General features: G+C 39.5%; 14 protein-coding genes. 8 read left to right on the top strand and 6 right to left on the bottom strand.

Going from position 1 to position 16,541, the window contains the following annotated elements:
• Nucleotides 1–67 precede the first annotated feature (67 nt).
• The 7 genes from B7E04_RS12665 (at nt 68) to B7E04_RS12635 (ending at nt 9,375) form a co-directional block, all read left to right on the top strand.
• The gene (locus tag B7E04_RS12665; RefSeq protein ID WP_080778987.1) at nt 68–2,932 is read left to right on the top strand and encodes a heavy metal translocating P-type ATPase; all 2,865 of its coding nucleotides are present in this window, start codon (nt 68–70) and stop codon (nt 2,930–2,932) included.
• A gap of 5 nt (nt 2,933–2,937) precedes the next feature.
• Nucleotides 2,938–3,666, top strand: a complete 729-nt coding sequence (locus tag B7E04_RS12660; RefSeq protein WP_080778986.1) for a DUF72 domain-containing protein — start codon at nt 2,938–2,940, stop codon at nt 3,664–3,666.
• Nucleotides 3,667–3,973: 307 nt separating this feature from the next.
• On the top strand, nt 3,974–4,840 hold the full coding sequence (locus B7E04_RS12655; RefSeq protein WP_080778985.1) for a polysaccharide deacetylase family protein: 867 nt from the start codon (nt 3,974–3,976) through the stop codon (nt 4,838–4,840).
• 192 nt (nt 4,841–5,032) lie between these two features.
• Entirely contained in the window at nt 5,033–5,692 is a 660-nt protein-coding gene (locus B7E04_RS12650; protein WP_080778984.1) for a YggS family pyridoxal phosphate-dependent enzyme, read from the top strand.
• Nucleotides 5,693–5,748: 56 nt separating this feature from the next.
• The gene (locus tag B7E04_RS12645; protein ID WP_080778983.1) at nt 5,749–6,933 is read left to right on the top strand and encodes a sigma-54-dependent transcriptional regulator; all 1,185 of its coding nucleotides are present in this window, start codon (nt 5,749–5,751) and stop codon (nt 6,931–6,933) included.
• Between the two features lie 106 nt (nt 6,934–7,039).
• Entirely contained in the window at nt 7,040–8,434 is a 1,395-nt protein-coding gene (locus B7E04_RS12640) for an MATE family efflux transporter (protein ID WP_080778982.1), read from the top strand.
• A gap of 119 nt (nt 8,435–8,553) precedes the next feature.
• The gene (locus B7E04_RS12635) at nt 8,554–9,375 is read left to right on the top strand and encodes a GLPGLI family protein (RefSeq protein ID WP_080778981.1); all 822 of its coding nucleotides are present in this window, start codon (nt 8,554–8,556) and stop codon (nt 9,373–9,375) included.
• Nucleotides 9,376–9,439: 64 nt separating this feature from the next.
• Here the strand turns inward: B7E04_RS12635 and B7E04_RS12630 are convergent, their stop codons facing one another.
• Both B7E04_RS12630 and B7E04_RS12625 read right to left on the bottom strand, forming a co-directional pair.
• Complete coding sequence (locus B7E04_RS12630) at nt 9,440–9,931, bottom strand: GNAT family N-acetyltransferase (protein ID WP_080780680.1); 492 nt, start codon at nt 9,929–9,931, stop codon at nt 9,440–9,442.
• Nucleotides 9,932–10,059: 128 nt separating this feature from the next.
• A complete protein-coding gene (locus B7E04_RS12625; protein WP_080778980.1) occupies nt 10,060–10,626 on the bottom strand; it encodes a Crp/Fnr family transcriptional regulator in 567 nt (188 codons plus the stop codon).
• A 77-nt stretch (nt 10,627–10,703) separates the two neighbouring features.
• Between B7E04_RS12625 and B7E04_RS12620 the strand changes: the two genes are divergently transcribed.
• Nucleotides 10,704–11,393, top strand: coding sequence for an HAD family hydrolase (locus B7E04_RS12620; RefSeq protein ID WP_080778979.1), 690 nt, complete (start codon nt 10,704–10,706; stop codon nt 11,391–11,393).
• 94 nt (nt 11,394–11,487) lie between these two features.
• Here B7E04_RS12620 and B7E04_RS12615 read toward each other — a convergent pair whose 3' ends face one another.
• The 4 genes from B7E04_RS12615 to B7E04_RS12600 form a co-directional block, all read right to left on the bottom strand.
• Nucleotides 11,488–13,890: an alpha/beta hydrolase family protein gene (locus tag B7E04_RS12615; RefSeq protein WP_080780679.1), complete on the bottom strand. Its 2,403-nt coding sequence runs from the start codon at nt 13,888–13,890 to the stop codon at nt 11,488–11,490.
• A 181-nt stretch (nt 13,891–14,071) separates the two neighbouring features.
• The gene (locus B7E04_RS12610) at nt 14,072–14,500 is read right to left on the bottom strand and encodes a DoxX family protein (protein ID WP_080778978.1); all 429 of its coding nucleotides are present in this window, start codon (nt 14,498–14,500) and stop codon (nt 14,072–14,074) included.
• Nucleotides 14,501–14,567: 67 nt separating this feature from the next.
• Nucleotides 14,568–15,443 (bottom strand): GTPase Era, encoded by an 876-nt coding sequence (era, locus tag B7E04_RS12605; protein ID WP_080778977.1) that lies wholly within the window; start codon nt 15,441–15,443, stop codon nt 14,568–14,570.
• Nucleotides 15,444–15,622: 179 nt separating this feature from the next.
• On the bottom strand, nt 15,623–16,522 hold the full coding sequence (locus tag B7E04_RS12600; protein ID WP_080778976.1) for a carbohydrate kinase family protein: 900 nt from the start codon (nt 16,520–16,522) through the stop codon (nt 15,623–15,625).
• Nucleotides 16,523–16,541: the final 19 nt, after the last annotated feature.

The raw sequence follows: 16,541 nt of genomic DNA, 5'->3' as shown, positions 1-16,541 counted from the left end.
ATTATCCTTAAATGTATAACAGCCTTATCCATACATTTTGGACATTTGTACTATAAATTCAAGGATCATGAACAGACAATATAATATACTCGGGATGACATGCTCCGGTTGTCAGAAAAAGATATCCAATCAGCTTAACAGTGTTGAAGGAGTAACTGCTGACGTTAATCTGGAAAATAATACCGCAACCATTACTTCGGATAAGGAAGTTGAACTTTCCGTTTTAAATAAAGCCCTGGAGGAAATAGGAAAATACAGACTGGAAGATCCAGACAAACCTGAAAAAGCTTTTGTAAAGCCTCAGGACAGGGTTTCCCCTTCTTCGGTCTATTACTGCCCGATGGAGTGTGAAGGGGATAAAGTATATTTTAAACAGGGTGAAAGATGTCCTGTATGCAATATGTATCTTGTTCCTATTGAGGAAAAGCACGCCAAAGATCCAAACCATAAACCGGCCTACTCTTCTACCCATCTGCCAGCCAATTTCAAGGACAGTATCGGAAAGTTTTATTGCCCGATGTTTTGTGAAGGAGATAAAGTGTATGATGAAAAAGGAGACTGTCCTGTCTGCCATATGCATCTGGAAGAAATCACTGAGGATCTTGTGAATAGTGCATCATCCCATGCCCATCAGCACTCCCACTCCCATCACCATGATCACAGCCATCATCACGAAGCCCCGAAAGTTACCGATGATATGGCCGGAAAATACTATTGTCCGATGTATTGTGAAGGCGATAAAACCTACGATTCCAACGTAGGATGTCCGGTATGTGGAATGGATCTTGTAAAATATCCCGAAAAGAAAACCGCAAAATATACCTGTCTCATGCACCCGGAAATCATCCGTAATGAACCGGGAGACTGCCCCATCTGCGGGATGGATCTCGTGAGAATGCCCGACAGCGGCGAAGATGAAGAGGATGAAACCTACAACATCTTAAAAAGGAAATTTTTTATTTCTCTTATTTTCACGGTTCCTGTTTTTATCCTTTCTATGGGTGGAATGTTGATTAATTTTCCATTTTCCCATAAGACACAGGGATTTATAGAACTCGCGCTCACCCTGCCTGTGATGTTTTATTCCGGATGGTTTCTGCTGAAAAGAGGCTGGGTTTCATTTAAGACATGGAATTTAAACATGTTCAGCCTGATTGCCCTCGGCGTCGCAGCTGCGTTCATCTTCAGTATTACGGCATTGATTTTCCCTGATATGATTCCTCACGAAATCCGGGGACACAATCATGAGATTCCACTTTATTTTGAGGCGGTCTGTGTGATTCTTACGCTTGTCATTCTGGGACAGCTCATGGAAGCAGCAGCTCACAAAAAAACAGGAAATGCCATTAAAGAGCTCATGAATCTTTCACCGGATGAGGCCAACCTGATGGTGAATGGAGAAGAAAAAAGAGTTCTGCTTTCCCAGGTGAAAATCGGGGATCTGCTGAAAGTAAAACCAGGTGAAAAAATTCCGGTAGACGGAAAAATTATGGAGGGAAATTCTCTGGTAGATGAAAGTATGATCACGGGAGAGCCTGTACCGGTGGAGAAAAATATAGATGACAAGGTTTCTTCAGGAACCATCAACGGAAATAAAGTTTTCATCATGAAAGCTGAAAAGGTAGGTGATGAAACGCTTCTTTCACAGATCATTAAAATGGTGAATGAAGCCAGCAGAAGCAGGGCCCCGATTCAGAAGTTAACGGATAAAGTCTCAAAGGTCTTTGTTCCGTTGGTTATTCTTATTGCCGTTCTTACTTTTGTTCTATGGCAGTTTTTCGGGCCTGAAGGAAAAAGAAGTCTTTTTGCTTTTGTGAATGCAGTTGCGGTCTTAATTGTAGCATGTCCATGTGCTCTGGGCCTTGCGACTCCTATGTCTTTAATGGTTGGAATCGGGAAAGGAGCCAAAAGCGGAATCCTGATTAAAAATGCCGAAGCACTGGAACAGATGAATAAAGTCAATGTTCTTATCACCGATAAAACAGGCACATTAACCGAGGGAAAGCCTTCTGTGGAGCATATTGAGGCTTCAGGAAACGAAGATAAAAACATGATCTTAAAGCTCGCTTACGCCCTGAATCAAAACTCGGAGCATCCGTTGTCCAATGCGGTGATCAAAAAAGCCAGGGAAGAGAAATTAAGTACAGAAAAAGTAGAACATTTTGAAAATATCTCAGGAAAAGGTGTTCAGGGAAAAATCGATGGAAAAACAGTTTATGTAGGGAATGAAAGCCTTTTGACATCAAACAAACTCTCCATCCCTGAGGATTTAAAGAAAAAAGCAACAGAAGTACAGTCGAAGGCACACACCATTTCTTATATTGCACAGGAGCAGACCGTTTTAGGCTTTATAAGCTTTACAGATAAAATTAAAGAGACCTCAAAAAAAGCTGTTCAGCGACTGATGAATGAAGGAGTTGACGTTATCATGATGACCGGAGATAATGAGCACACCGCAAAAGCCGTGGCCGCAGAACTGGGAATCAAACATTATAAAGCCGGCTGTCTTCCTGAGGATAAACTGAACGAAGTAAAAAGGCTCCAGAAGCAAGGAAAAATAGTAGCCATGACCGGAGACGGAATCAACGACTCCCCCGCCCTTGCCCAATCCAACGTAGGAATTGCCATGGGAACAGGAACAGATGTTGCGATTGAAAGCGCAGAAATTACCTTATTGAAAGGCGATATTCTGGGAGTAGCAAAAGCTAAATTATTAAGCGAAAAGCTTCTTAAAAACATCAAAGAAAACCTGTTTTTTGCATTTATCTATAATGTACTGGGAATTCCGGTAGCGGCAGGATTATTGTATCCTTTCTTTGGAATACTCCTGTCCCCTATGATTGCAGCAGCAGCGATGAGTGTCAGCTCACTTTCTGTTATTCTGAATTCACTGCGCTTAAATACGGTCAATCTGGATGCGGATATAAAATAAAAAATATGAAAAAAGGAAGTCTTTACATTGGATGTTCGGGATTTTATAATAACGACTGGAAAGGGTCGCTATATCCAGAGAATGCCCAGAGTAAAGACTTTCTTATCTTATATTCACAAACCTTCAATACGGTGGAAATCAATTCTACCTTTTACAGGAAACCTACCGCAAAAACGCTTTTAAAATGGCATGACGAAACGCCGGAATATTTTAAATTTTTCATTAAAATCCCTAAAAGCATTTCACATGAGAAGCGTCTGAAAGATTCTAAGGAAGAAATTTCAGCCTTCTGCTCCCATATCGAAGAGCATTTAAAAGATAAGCTTGCCGGCTTTCTTTATCAGTTCCCGCCCTCGTTTAAAAAATCACAGGAAAATATTGATCTTATTCTTTCCACCCTTGATTTTAAGTATGTCAACGTGATTGAGTTCCGCCATGAGTCCTGGTGGACTGAGGAGATCTACACTCTTTTGACGGAAAATAAAATTGTTTTTTCAGGAGTAAGCTTTCCCGGAAATCTTCCTGAAGAGGTGGTTATCAATCATCCTGAAATTTTATATTACCGGCTACACGGAAAACCGGTTCTTTATAAATCTGAATACAGTGAGGAATTTCTTGACACACTGGCTGAGAATATCAGAAATTCAGAAAGAAAAACATTTATATTCTTCAATAATACCTGGGGAACCGCCGCTATTAAAAATTCTCTGTATCTGAAGAAAATTTTAGAATGAATACATCCCGAATTCATTTTAAATAGATCTTCAAAATCTCCTGATTTCTATAATTCCTAAAGGCGGGAAAAATATTTTAACTGCAAAGAAAATAGAGAAAGACTATTGTTTCGTTAACTATAAATGTTAAAAGAAAAGAATACACAGGCATAATCACCAAGACTATTGATTTCATTAAAATACACTTTATAATACACACCTTAAAATAAAATTAAAAAACAAAATTTTAACAAAGACTGGCATATAATTTGTTAACATTTCAGCAGTAATTTTAACAATTTTTAACGATTTAAATTCCATTATCTTTATGAAAAACATTTTTGGGGAAAAGTCAGTAAACACGACTTTTCTTGGGATGACTGCATTGGTGAGTGCAGCTTCAATAATTTTCAACAGCTGTAACGGCAAAACTGATGTGAAAGTGCTTGAAAAAACAGCCTCACAGGAACACCCAACCGTACAAACGGTCCCCAAAATAGATGATGAGCAAGTAGAATCGGATAAAAGAATTATCTACCTTACTTTTGATGACGGTCCCAATCAGGGAACGGAAAACCTTCTTAAAATTTTAAACAAAAGAAACGTATGCGCCACCGCTTTCCTGGTGGGAAAACATGCCTATGGAAGCAAAAGACAGAAGGATGATATGGAGCTTTTAAGAAGCAATCCCCTGATCGAGCTGGCTAACCACAGCTTCAGTCACGCGCATAATAAATACACCGATTTTTATAAAAATACAGATGCCGTTGTCCGTGACTTCGATATCGCTAAAGACAGCCTTAAGCTTTATGATAAAATAGCCAGAACTCCGGGCAGGAATATCTGGAGACTGAATAACATTAACGTTACAGATATCAAAAGCTCCGCAGATGCCGCCAATGGTCTTCAAAAGGCCGGCTATAAAGTAATCGGCTGGGATCTTGAATGGAAACCATCCCAAAAGATGACCCTGAAAGGAAGTCATGAAGCCATGGTTAAAAAAGTAGACAGTATTTTTTTCAACGACCTGGAAAAAACCTCAAGACACCTGGTTTTCCTTACTCATGATCAGTATCTGAGAGACGCCGACTCCATCAACGAGCTGGATATGTTCATTGAAAAGCTGCAGAAAAGCAACCGGTTTGTGTTCAGAAAGATCTCGCAGTATCCGAAGATTAATGATATCCTGAATTAATGTAACAATCCAACAATGTAACAATTTAATAGTGTAACAGTGTAACAATTTATTAGTGCAACAATTTATCAATTGACCGAAAGGTGCACGATACACTACACTGCTACCTGCTACCTATTACCTGCAACCTTCTACCCAAACTATTTACACATTCATTAGTTTTTTGCTTTTAAAATTCAGAAATTTGCATTTATGGATATTAAAGAAAATTATACAGCAATAAAAAATCAGCTTCCATCCGGTGTTCAGCTGGTAGCGGTTTCAAAAACACATCCGGCTGAGGCTGTTCAGGAGGTGCATGATCTGGGCCAGAGAGTTTTTGGCGAAAATAAGGTTCAGGAGCTTATGGAAAAAGCCCCGCTCCTGCCGCAGGATATCCAGTGGCACCTGATCGGACACCTGCAGACCAATAAAGTGAAGTACATTGCCCCGTTTATTGATACCATTCAAAGTGCAGATTCCGAAAAGCTGCTTGCTGAGATCAGTAAAGAAGCCGGAAAACATAACCGGACCATAAAGGTTCTTCTGCAGGTAAAGATTGCGGCTGAAGAAAGTAAATTCGGGCTTGAAATTGAGGAGGCAAAAACATTGTTTCAGCAATTTATTGAGGGGCAGTTTCCAAATGTTGATGTTAAAGGATTGATGGGAATGGCTACATTTACGGATGATAAAGATCAGGTAAAAGAAGAATTTTTATTATTGAAAGGACTTTTTGATGAATTAAATCAATTAAAAACCTTAGAAACCTTATCGATGGGAATGAGCGATGATTTCCCGTTAGCCATTGAATCCGGGGCTAATTCGGTGAGGGTCGGATCCGCTATTTTTGGGAGGAGAGATTACTCAAAATAGTTTTTTTAGGTACGATTCTTGCTAATAATTGAATCAAAAATTCTAAATTTGCAACTATGCAAAAAATCCTTATTGTAGAAGACGAAAAAGCAATCTCGGGAGTATTACACAGTATTCTTTCTGATGAACTTACCGATTACGAATTTGTTATCGCTGAAGACGGCCTTGGAGGCTACAAACAGATAGAAAAAGAAGATTTCGCACTGGTGATCTCTGATATCAAGATGCCTAAACTTTCAGGAACTGAACTTTTAAAACAGACCATGGTTTTAAAGCCTGAAACTACATTCATCATGATCTCCGGGCATGCGGACATTGATTCTGCCGTATCTTGTTTAAAGGAAGGTGCATATGACTTTATTTCCAAACCTATCGATATCAACAGGCTGATCACAAGTGTGAAAAACGCTTTGGCTAAAGAAAGTCTGAAAAAGGAAAACAAAAATCTCCAGACAGAAAACAAGACCCTGAAAAGAAAGGTCAGCAAAAAATACCAGATGATCGGTGATTCTCCTGCATTGAAAAAAATCCAGGACATGATCGAAAAAGTGGCGGCTTCTGATGCCAGGGTTTTAATTACGGGACCTAACGGTGCAGGAAAAGAACTGGTAGCCCATGCCATTCACAATCAAAGTGAGCGTGCAAGAGGTCCTATGATTGAGGTAAACTGTGCGGCTATTCCATCCGAGCTTATTGAATCCGAGCTTTTCGGGCATGTAAAAGGTTCTTTTACCGGAGCTATTAAGGATAAGCAGGGAAAATTTGAACAGGCTACCGGGGGAACGATCTTTTTGGATGAAATTGGTGATATGAGCCTTATTGCCCAGGCTAAGGTATTGAGAGCGTTGCAGGAAAGCAAAGTTTCTCCTGTGGGAAGCGATAAGGAAATCAAAGTTGATGTAAGGGTAATTGCTGCAACGAATAAAAATATGCAGAAGGAAATTGAAGAAGGAAAATTCAGGGAAGACCTTTACCACAGGCTTTCTGTGATTGAAATCTACGTTCCGCCTTTGGATGACAGAAAAGAAGACATCAGATTATTGGTAGAGCACTTTTCCGGTATGATTGCCGATGAGCATGGTACTGCCGTGAAAAAATTTGATGACAAAGCGATTGATTCGCTGAAAGCGCTTTCATGGACGGGAAATATCAGAGAACTGAGAAATGTTGTGGAAAGATTAATTATTCTTGGCGGAAACACTGTTTCTGAGGAGGATGTTGCAAGTTTTGTAAGGAAATGATTTGATGAATCATTCAATATATTATAAAAATTTGCAGTAGCCTTTACTGCAAATTTTTTTTTTGCACTTTTTTAAATATTAAACTATATATGAATCATAAAATATAATGAACTTTTTAAACAAAAATTATACGAAAGAATGCCTGACTCTGGCTCTTCCTGTGATGCTTACGCAGGTGGGGCAGGTCTCGGTGAATTTGTTCGACAATATTATTGTCGGAAAACTTTTAGGTGCAGATGCACTGGCTTCCGTTTCATTGGGGAATGCCGTGTTTTTCTCGGTGTTTGTATTGGCACTGGGATTTTCATTTGCTATTCCGCCGCTGGTTTCCGAAGCGCATTCCAGACAGGATCATAAAACGATCAACTCGGTTTTCAGCCATGGGTTTATCATCAATATGTCCGTAGGAATTATCTTAATGGCGGTTCTGCTGTTGGGAATGCCGCTACTCTATCATTCGGGCCAGCCTGAGAAAATCATTCCTAATACGGTAGATTTCTTAGGTATCATGGCGATCAGTATGATTCCGTTTATGGCTTTTCAGACGCTCCGTGAAGTGTCTGAAGGACTCTCCTATACGATAGGCGTTACCAAGGCAACCATTATCGCCAATATCATCAATATTGTCCTGAACTATGTGTTCATTAAAGGGCTTTGGATCTTCCCTGAGATGGGGGTAAAAGGTTCGGCTTTAGCTACCCTGATCTCCAGAATATTCATGGTGGTATTCCTGTATGTGGTATTGGTGAAAGAGAAGAAAACCAGACAATACATCAAAGATTTTTCATTAAAAATCCAGGATTTCTCAAAAAGCATGTTTGATAAAATGGTAAAACTGGGACTTCCGACCGCTTTACAGATGTTCTTTGAAGTAACTGCATTTGCGGGCGCTGCCTTTATCTGCGGACTGATTTCAGCGCATGATATTGCTTCCCACCAGATCGCGTTGAGTATGGCTTCATTCACCTTTAATTTATGTGTAGGATTCAGTGTGGCTTCTACCGTCATGATCGGAAGAAAGCTGGGTGAGCAGAATTTTGTTGAATTGAGAAAAGTCGGGATCAATAACCTGAAAATAGCCTTTATTTTCATGTGTATCTGTGGATTGGTCTTCGTTCTGGGAAGAAATATCCTTCCTACTTTCTTTACCAAAAAAGAAGAAATGGAAGTCATTGCTTTGGCTTCAAAATTAATGATTATCGCTGCCCTGTTCCAGCTTTCAGACGGAATCCAGGTAACGGCTTTAGGTATGCTGAGAGGTTTGCAGGATGTGAAAATCCCTTCGATTTATACTTTCATCGCCTATTGGGTGATTACCATTCCTTTGGGTTATTTCCTTTGTGTTACCTTAAAAATGGGAGCTTTTGGAATGTGGATCGCTTTGGGACTTGGATTGACGGTTTCTGCCGTTTTCCTGGTGAAACGTTTCCTGAATATGTCTGCGAAGAGAATTAAGCTGAAAGACAGCCAGAACTTATCTATTGACAAGCTGGGAGATTAAAACTCCGGTTTTAAAATATAACAAATAAACGAAATTGCGCGAAGTCGGAGACTTCGCGCAATTTCGTTTATAATATTTCACTATTTTTGGCCCCGCTATTCAACAGCACTTAATAAACTATGAAAAAAATCTCTCTCCTGCTTGCTCTATATACAGCAGCATCTTATTACTCACAAACGAACAGATTTATTTATGAGCTTCAATACCGGAAAGATGGTTCGGAAAATCACAGAAAGAGTCTTATGAATCTTGATATCAGCCAGAAATCTGTCAAGTTTTATGATAAGACATTTGCAGATTATGATTCAATCAATAAAAGTGCAAACAGATCAGTTTCAAGATACAGCACCAAAACCGATCAGGTAATCGAAAGGGCTCCCAACTCTTTTAAAAACAAATGGTACAGGGATTTTTTTGAATATTTTGTAGTGAATACCTATGATGAAATGACCTGGAAACTGCTTCAGGAAACCCAGGAGTACAACGGTTATAAACTTCAAAAAGCCACGACTGATTTCGGAGGCAGAACCTGGATTGCCTGGTTTTGTAATGAAGTAAATATTAAAGAAGGGCCTTATAAATTCAGAGGGCTTCCTGGCCTTATTTTTATTCTGGAAGACCACGATAAAAATTTCATCTATAAATTAATCAGCAATAAAAAACTGGACATTGAATTTGATACCAGGGAGTTTGTAGAAACCCATTACGGAAAGCCTGCTATTCCTATTTCCAACGAGAAATTCAACAAATATATTGAAGATTATTACGAAAATCCGACAAGGATGTTAGCAGAAGGTATAAAAAATGGACAGAAGACTTCTTTTAAGAACGAAACGATTGAAACGATTGAAGAGCTTAACAAAAAGAAATCAATGCTTCAAAACGGGATAAAAAACCGTTATATCTACATTGAAAAGGACAAGGAACCCTCTTTTAAATAATCAGCTTGCGCGAAGTCTCCGACTTCGCGCAAGCTGATTATTTATATACTAACTTAATTTTCAACTATCCTACTCTTCTCCCCAATATCTTCAGGCTTCTCTCCAACCCATCCAGAACCGCCACATCAGGCAGCGTTCCCCAGTCTTCAAATCCAAAATGCCTGAACAGTTTTAAACTCGGTTCATTATGAAGAAAAATAAGGGCTACCAGATTTTTCACCCCGAATTTTGCAGCATTATCAATGCAGTACTGAAGAATGGTTTTACCGTACCCTTTTCCCCTGCAGCTGGCGTCCAGATAAATACTTACCTCTACAGTCCCGCTGTATGCAGGTCTCTCGTGAAATGAACTAAAACTGACCCATCCCACCATCTGATCAGCATCTTCTACCACCCACAACGGTCTTGTTTCAGAGTTATGCTCTTCAAACCATTTTTTACGGCTTTCTACAGAGACTTTTTCTGTATCTGCCGTCACCATCCTTGAATCCACTATGGAATTATAAATATCTACAATTTTTTCCAGGTCTGATAATTCTGCATTTCTAAATCTCATTTCACCTTTATTTTCCACAAAATTAACAAAAACAAAACAACACCCCTTAAAAAGAAGACAAGAAATTGTTTTTTTATATAGAATTAAAAAACAACCCCATTAAAAATCACTAACTATATTTCAATTTGCTATTTATTCAAACTCTTCAAAGTCCTGTTCAAACTTCTCACTGTAATTCCCAGATAGGCAGCCATGTCTTCTTTTGAGATTTCAATTTCCTGTTGAGCCAGCAGTTCAAGGAGCTGGGCTAAAGTATATTCAGCCGCGTACAGCTGTTGGTAGGATGCCCTTTTGGAAGTATTGACGATGCGTTCAGCAAAAACATCCAGTAAGAGGTTATTCAATGGTAGGTCATTTTTAATCAAAGACCTGAAATAATGGATGGATATAGCGTAAACCGTAACTTCAGTAACGGCTTCGATGCTGCACAGGCACGAAATATTCCGGATCAATTCTATTTCGCCAATGATTTCCCCTTTTCCAAGGAATTCAACAATGTATTCCTTATCATTTTCCTCAGCCAGGAAACACTTGGTAATCCCTTCCCTGATCAGCATTACTTTAAACAGGTTTTCACCCTGGGTAAGTATTCTTTCCCCTTTAGAAAATGACCTGATGACAATATCTTCTTTACGTCCCTGTTTCCCGTAAAGATCTTCTGTATAGTTTAAAAATAACTGATTGGTCCGTAACATAGCTTATCCGGGACAAATGTCCTTTTCTGATTGAATTTTTATGCTGAATTTTGTGCAGAGAAAAATACAAAACTAAAATGAATAATCATATAACCACCATCGCCTTTGACGCGGATGATACCCTTTGGATCAATGAACCTTATTTCCAGGAAGCAGAAAAGGAATTCTGCATGCTTCTTGAAGATTATCTGCCACAGCATTCTGTGTCCCAGGAATTGTTTAAAACCGAAATGCAGAATCTTCCGCTCTACGGTTATGGCATCAAAGGTTTTATGCTCTGCATGATCGAAACGGTAAGCAGGGTTTCAGGCGGAACTGCATCTATGCAGATCATCAACAGAACCATAGAGATCGGTCAGAAAATGCTTCAGGAACCTATAGAATTGCTGGAAGGAGTTAAGGAAACACTGGAAGCCCTGAAGGGAAAATACCGTCTGGTAGTCGCTACAAAAGGTGATCTCCTGGATCAGGAACGCAAGCTTAAAAATTCAGGACTGCAAGATTATTTTCATCATATTGAAATTATGAGTGATAAGAAGGAAAGTGATTATCTGAAACTGCTTAAGCACCTTGACTGCCAACCTGAAAACTTCCTGATGCTGGGAAATTCCATTAAGTCGGATATCCTTCCGGTACTGGAGATTGGAGGTTCTGCCGCACACATTCCCTATCATGTAACCTGGAGTCATGAACAGCATGAACATCATCTGGAACATGAGCATTTTATGGAGTTGAAAAGTATTGATGAAGTGCTTAAATATTTGTAAAATTAATTTTAAAATCAGAGCATTAATTAGGAGTTAATCCATCAAAAAAATAAAAGCCCGTTCATGATTGGAACGGGCTTTCTGGTAAATTATTTTATTTCTTCAGGCACTTCTCAAGGAACTGATCCTGTTCCCATAAAAGGTGAAGGATATTTTCTTTTGCAGCATAGCCGTGGGACTCTTTTGGAAGAAGTACCATTTTTACAGGCGCTCCAAGGTTCTTCAATGCCTGGAAATATCTTTCCGTCTGTAAAGTGAACGTTCCCGGATTGTTATCTGCATCACCGTGAATCAACAGCAACGGTGTCTTCATTTTGTCAGCATTCATGAACGGAGACATCGTGTTGTAGATCTCCGGAACATCCCAGTAGTTTCTCTGCTCGCTCTGGAATCCAAACGGCGTCAGGGTTCTGTTATAGGCTCCACTTCTCGCGATACCACAAGCATAATCTTTGGAGTGGGTCAAAAGGTTAGCCGTCATAAATGCCCCGTAAGAATGTCCTCCTACAGCCACTTTGGTTCTGTCGATATACCCCAGCTGATCTACTGCATCAATCGCAGCTCTTCCGTTAGCTACCAGCTGTGGAATGAAAGTGTCGTTCGGTTCTGTTTTTCCTTCCCCGATAATCGGGAATGCAGCATCATCCAGAACGGCATATCCTTTTGTTGTCCAGTACACGAAGGATCCGTAATATGGGAAGGTAAAATCATTCGCGTTCTGGGTGTTTTGCCCAGCCGTATTTTTATCTTTATATTCTGTAGGATACGCCCAGATCAGTAAAGGAAGCTTTTCTTTCTTAGCTTTTCGATCGTAATTAGCCGGCAGATAAAGGGTTCCCGTCAAAGTAACCCCGTCATTTCTTTTATAGGTAATGACTTCTTTGTATACATCTTTGATACTTTCAAAAGGGTTCGCAAAATTGGTTACCGCTTCTGCTTTATTGGATTTAATATTCTTTTTGAAATAATTTGGATAAAGACTTGGAGACTGCTGAGTGGTCAGGATTTCCCCTTTTGAAGCATTAAGGATATCAATGATCTCTTCTTTACCGTTCTTCATATTGGAAGTGTAAAGCCTCTTCTTTTTCAAAGATTTTACATCCATCTCATCGATGAAAGGATGCTGACCGTCTTTGGTGAATCCGTCTCCTATCAGGTAGCTTTTTCCACCTTTCATATCGATCACATATCTTCCGTACTGGTTTTTCGTAGTGCTGAAATTTCCCGGATCACTGTACACATCCTGATAATTTCTGTCATCGAATACTTTAGATTCCCCGTTATTAAGATCTACAAGGTAAGATTTTGTATTTCTGGTATCGTACCAGCCTTCAGAAACTACAGCATAATGATCATTGGTCCAGCTTACGCCTTCATATCTTTGTTTTGTCTTGAAGAATGATTTCGGAGCGGTAGCAAACGGAGCTTCCCATGTGAAGATCTCATCCCTGTTCTCAGCAGTTTTAGACTGGTCTCCTCCATCCAAAGCTTCAGCATACAACAATGTGGCAGGAACATCACTTCTCCAGGTCATACTTCTTTTTCCGGTTCTTACGGATGAGAATCCTTTAGGCATGATCTCATTCAAAGGAACTTCATTAACCGTTTTCACTGCATTTCCTTTCATATCATACACCACCGTTGTTGAAGGAAATCTGTTTAACGGTACGATGTAGGAAAACGGCTTTTTGATCACTGTAACCATCAGATAATTCCCGTCCGGAGAAAAACTTAGACCTGAATACATATCCTGATCTTTCAATTTCTTAAGGTTTCCGGACAGATCTACGTTATAAATTTCAGAGGCGGTAAGCACCTCAAAGTTTTTTTCATCCTGAGGGTTTTTCAAAAGATCCTGATAGGTTCTGTTCTGGGAAACTTTACCGTCAGCCGTGGAAACAATCGGCCCAGTTGGAAGATCTTTGCTCGCGTCTATCAGCGCAGGTCTGTTTTGCGGAAGCGTTCTGATCAGGAAGCTTTGTGAATCATTGTACCATGAATACGGCATTCCTAAATTGGCATTCAGGTTATCTTCGGTAATTTTTTTAGCGGAAGCTGTTTCCATATCCACTACCCAAAGCTCTACCCCTTTAGCCGTTGTGTTGGTAAATGCCAGTTTCTTTTCATCCGGTGAAAATGAAACATAGGTAATTTTCGGATTGGCAGGCAGATTTTTTACCTGGGTTTCCACTTTATCATTGATCTTTCTGATCTTCAGATTATTGGAATACGTAACGCTGCTTGAAATATTGGTAACAGGATTGATCCTAAGTCCGCCAAGCTTCATTTCCTGCTGGCTAAGGTCTTCCAGCGTTTTATAGGTAGGGCGATATGTGAAAACCACCCAGTCTTTTTTGCTGTTCATCAGAACACTTGGAGGTCTTTCATAATCTGCCAGTTTTAAGATCTCGGCAGAGGGTTTCTGATAGGTAATATTTTCCTGGGCATCATAAAAATTAAGAAAAGCCAGAAGGCAGATGGTCAGTTTTATCTTCATAAAATTCATTTTTCACGAATTTAGTAATTTTTAAGAAACGGGAAAGGTATTATTTGAAACATTGTTGCAAAACCAATAGATAAACAACCCGTGTCAAGGTTTAAAACCTTGACACGGATTGCAGTATATAAAAAAAGCTGCTTCACATGAAACAGCCTTGTTATATTTTATCCGGATCAGACTACCAGTCTGAAGCCCTTTTTCTTTTTTCAATCATGTGATCTACTGAGATTTTACCGGCACCTACCGCCATCAGGAGAAGATACACGGACAGATAGATGAGACTCATTTCTTTTTTCTCAAAAGGATCTGCCCCATGAACCATAAAAGCGGCCACCACCATTGTAAAGATCAGAAATCCCAGTGAAATCCTTGTGAAAAGTCCTAATATCAGAAGTATTGAACAGGCAAATTCCGCAATTACCGTAAGAACCAGGGTCACCAAAGGACCTAACCCGATAAAGTCATAAAATTCAATTTTACCGCCTTCCAAAAGCATCTGTAGTTTTGGAAAACCATGAGAAAGCATAGCAAAACCTATAAACACTCTCACCGCAAATAAAACAATATCTTTAGGTAGTGAGCTGGAATTTGACTGGAAATAGTTCATTTACTAAAAATTTAGACTAAAGGTAATAAAAATCTTTTAATAGAACGGAATTCCGGGACTTTTTAGTTTATCTGTATCCAAAGTTTTTCAAATCCCTGTCGTTTTTACGCCAATCTTTTTTCACTTTAACAAACAGGTTCAGGTGAATTTTCTTGGAAAAGAATTTTTCCAGGTCCAGTCTGGCTTCAGTTCCCACTTTCTTAATGGCTTCTCCTTTATGCCCGATGATAATTCCTTTTTGGGTATCTCTTTCTACATAAATAATGGAATCTATGAAAATAATTCCCTCTTTTTCTTTGAACTGTTCGGTAACCACCTCTACAGAATAAGGAATTTCTTTCTCATAATTCAAAAGGATTTTTTCACGGATGGCTTCGTTCACAAAAAATCTTTCGGGTTTGTCCGTGTACTGTTCTTTATCATAGTAAGGAGGGTTCTCCGGCAGCAGGGATCTTAGTTTAGGCAGAATGATATCCGTATTGAATGCATTCAGGGCAGAGATAGGAAGAATCTCCGCTTTCGGGATTCTGTTGTGCCAGTCATCTACCAGTTTTTCAAGACCTTCCTGGGTGGTCTGGTCTACTTTATTCAGCAGAAGGAGTACCGGAACCGGGATTTTATTCAGTTTTTCAATTAAAAATTCCGAAGGTTCGGCTTTGTCCGTGACGTCCACAATAAATAAAAACACATCTGCATCCTGTAAAGAATCCTTTACAAAATCCATCATTTTTTCCTGAAGACCATATTTCGCGTCCAAAACTCCGGGCGTATCAGAAAATACAATCTGCAGGTCTTCTTCATTATAAATTCCAAAAATTCTATGGCGGGTTGTCTGGGCCTTTTGGGTTACAATAGCCAGTTTCTCGCCCATTAATTGGTTTAATAAGGTAGATTTTCCGGCATTAGGCTTTCCGACTATGTTTACAAATCCAGCTTTATGCATATCAATAATATTACGAACTGCAAAGTTACTAAAACAAAATCGGTCTATAAGGTTAATGGCAAAAGAATTAAAATAAAAAGCCCTTCAGTGCAGAAAAGGCTTTACGTAAAATTTAGTTGATATGATTTCTTTTGAATATTTTGCTTCCGGCAGCGGCTTTTGTACGTTTTGATGAGCAATTACAAATTCTGGTCCTTAAACTGCTGAAATTCTCCGTAGGTGTAATCCGGACAGGCACCCTGCTTTGAAGTGATGAATGCACCGAGCGCTGTTGCTTCGTTCATGATCTCTTCCGGACTTTTTCCCTGAATCCTTTTTGAAATAAATCCTGACAAAAATGAATCTCCACTCCCTACCGTATCTGCAATCTGAATAGCGACTGCGGGAAAACTGTAACTGCCGTCTCTTGTAAAATACCTGGCGCCTTTGCTCCCTTTTGTGAGAATAATCTCTTTGATATCAAAATGGTTCCTGATGTAAGCTGCACTTTCATCTTCAGATACATATTCTTTTTCCAGAAATTCCATGATGCGTCTCATTTCCGCTTTATTCATTTTTACGATATCAGCTTTGTGCAGGAGTTCTTTGATTAAATCTACCTCAATGAAAGGTGGTCTGAAATTGACATCAAATATTTTGAGTTTTGCAAATTCAAGAAGCTTCAGAAGGGTTTCCCTGGTTTTAGGGTTTCTTGCGGAAAGACTTCCGTACACAAAAGCATCTGCTTCGGAAACCAACTTTTCATGTTCCGGCAGAAAATCAATATAATCCCACGCCACATGATTGATAATTTCATAGGTGGCTTCATTGTCTTCATCAATTTTAGCAATCACGGTACTGGTAGGATGTTTATCATCAATCTGAATATAATCTGCCGTGATGCCCCAGTTCCTGATCTGGTCTGTCAGTCTTATTCCCAGTTCATCATTTCCGATTCGGCTGAGCATTTTTACGCCGGTTCCCGTCTTATGTACATGGTAAGCCACATTGAACGGGGCACCGCCGGCCTTAGTTCCTTCAGGGAAAACGTCCCAGAGCACTTCACCAAAACAAACGATATAAGGAGTTTTATTCATCATAGATTAAATGTTTAATTGT

The sequence above is a fragment of the Chryseobacterium phocaeense genome (assembly GCF_900169075.1).
Lineage (GTDB): Bacteria > Bacteroidota > Bacteroidia > Flavobacteriales > Weeksellaceae > Chryseobacterium > Chryseobacterium phocaeense.
The sequence above is the reverse complement of the archived record's forward strand: the minus strand, read 5'-3'. Positions and strand labels throughout refer to the sequence as shown.

Bases quoted from the DNA above. Each gene is read 5' to 3' on its own strand.
- B7E04_RS12630 (WP_080780680.1), bottom strand. From the start codon at position 9,931: ATGAGATTTAGAAATGCAGAATTATCAGACCTGGAAAAAATTGTAGAT.
- B7E04_RS12655 (WP_080778985.1), top strand. From the start codon at position 3,974: ATGAAAAACATTTTTGGGGAAAAGTCAGTAAACACGACTTTTCTTGGG.
- B7E04_RS12620 (WP_080778979.1), top strand. From the start codon at position 10,704: ATGAATAATCATATAACCACCATCGCCTTTGACGCGGATGATACCCTT.
- B7E04_RS12660 (WP_080778986.1), top strand. From the start codon at position 2,938: ATGAAAAAAGGAAGTCTTTACATTGGATGTTCGGGATTTTATAATAAC.
- era (WP_080778977.1), bottom strand. From the start codon at position 15,443: ATGCATAAAGCTGGATTTGTAAACATAGTCGGAAAGCCTAATGCCGGA.
- B7E04_RS12625 (WP_080778980.1), bottom strand. From the start codon at position 10,626: ATGTTACGGACCAATCAGTTATTTTTAAACTATACAGAAGATCTTTAC.
- B7E04_RS12635 (WP_080778981.1), top strand. From the start codon at position 8,554: ATGAAAAAAATCTCTCTCCTGCTTGCTCTATATACAGCAGCATCTTAT.
- B7E04_RS12600 (WP_080778976.1), bottom strand. From the start codon at position 16,522: ATGATGAATAAAACTCCTTATATCGTTTGTTTTGGTGAAGTGCTCTGG.
- B7E04_RS12640 (WP_080778982.1), top strand. From the start codon at position 7,040: ATGAACTTTTTAAACAAAAATTATACGAAAGAATGCCTGACTCTGGCT.
- B7E04_RS12665 (WP_080778987.1), top strand. From the start codon at position 68: ATGAACAGACAATATAATATACTCGGGATGACATGCTCCGGTTGTCAG.
- B7E04_RS12645 (WP_080778983.1), top strand. From the start codon at position 5,749: ATGCAAAAAATCCTTATTGTAGAAGACGAAAAAGCAATCTCGGGAGTA.
- B7E04_RS12615 (WP_080780679.1), bottom strand. From the start codon at position 13,890: ATGAAGATAAAACTGACCATCTGCCTTCTGGCTTTTCTTAATTTTTAT.
- B7E04_RS12610 (WP_080778978.1), bottom strand. From the start codon at position 14,500: ATGAACTATTTCCAGTCAAATTCCAGCTCACTACCTAAAGATATTGTT.
- B7E04_RS12650 (WP_080778984.1), top strand. From the start codon at position 5,033: ATGGATATTAAAGAAAATTATACAGCAATAAAAAATCAGCTTCCATCC.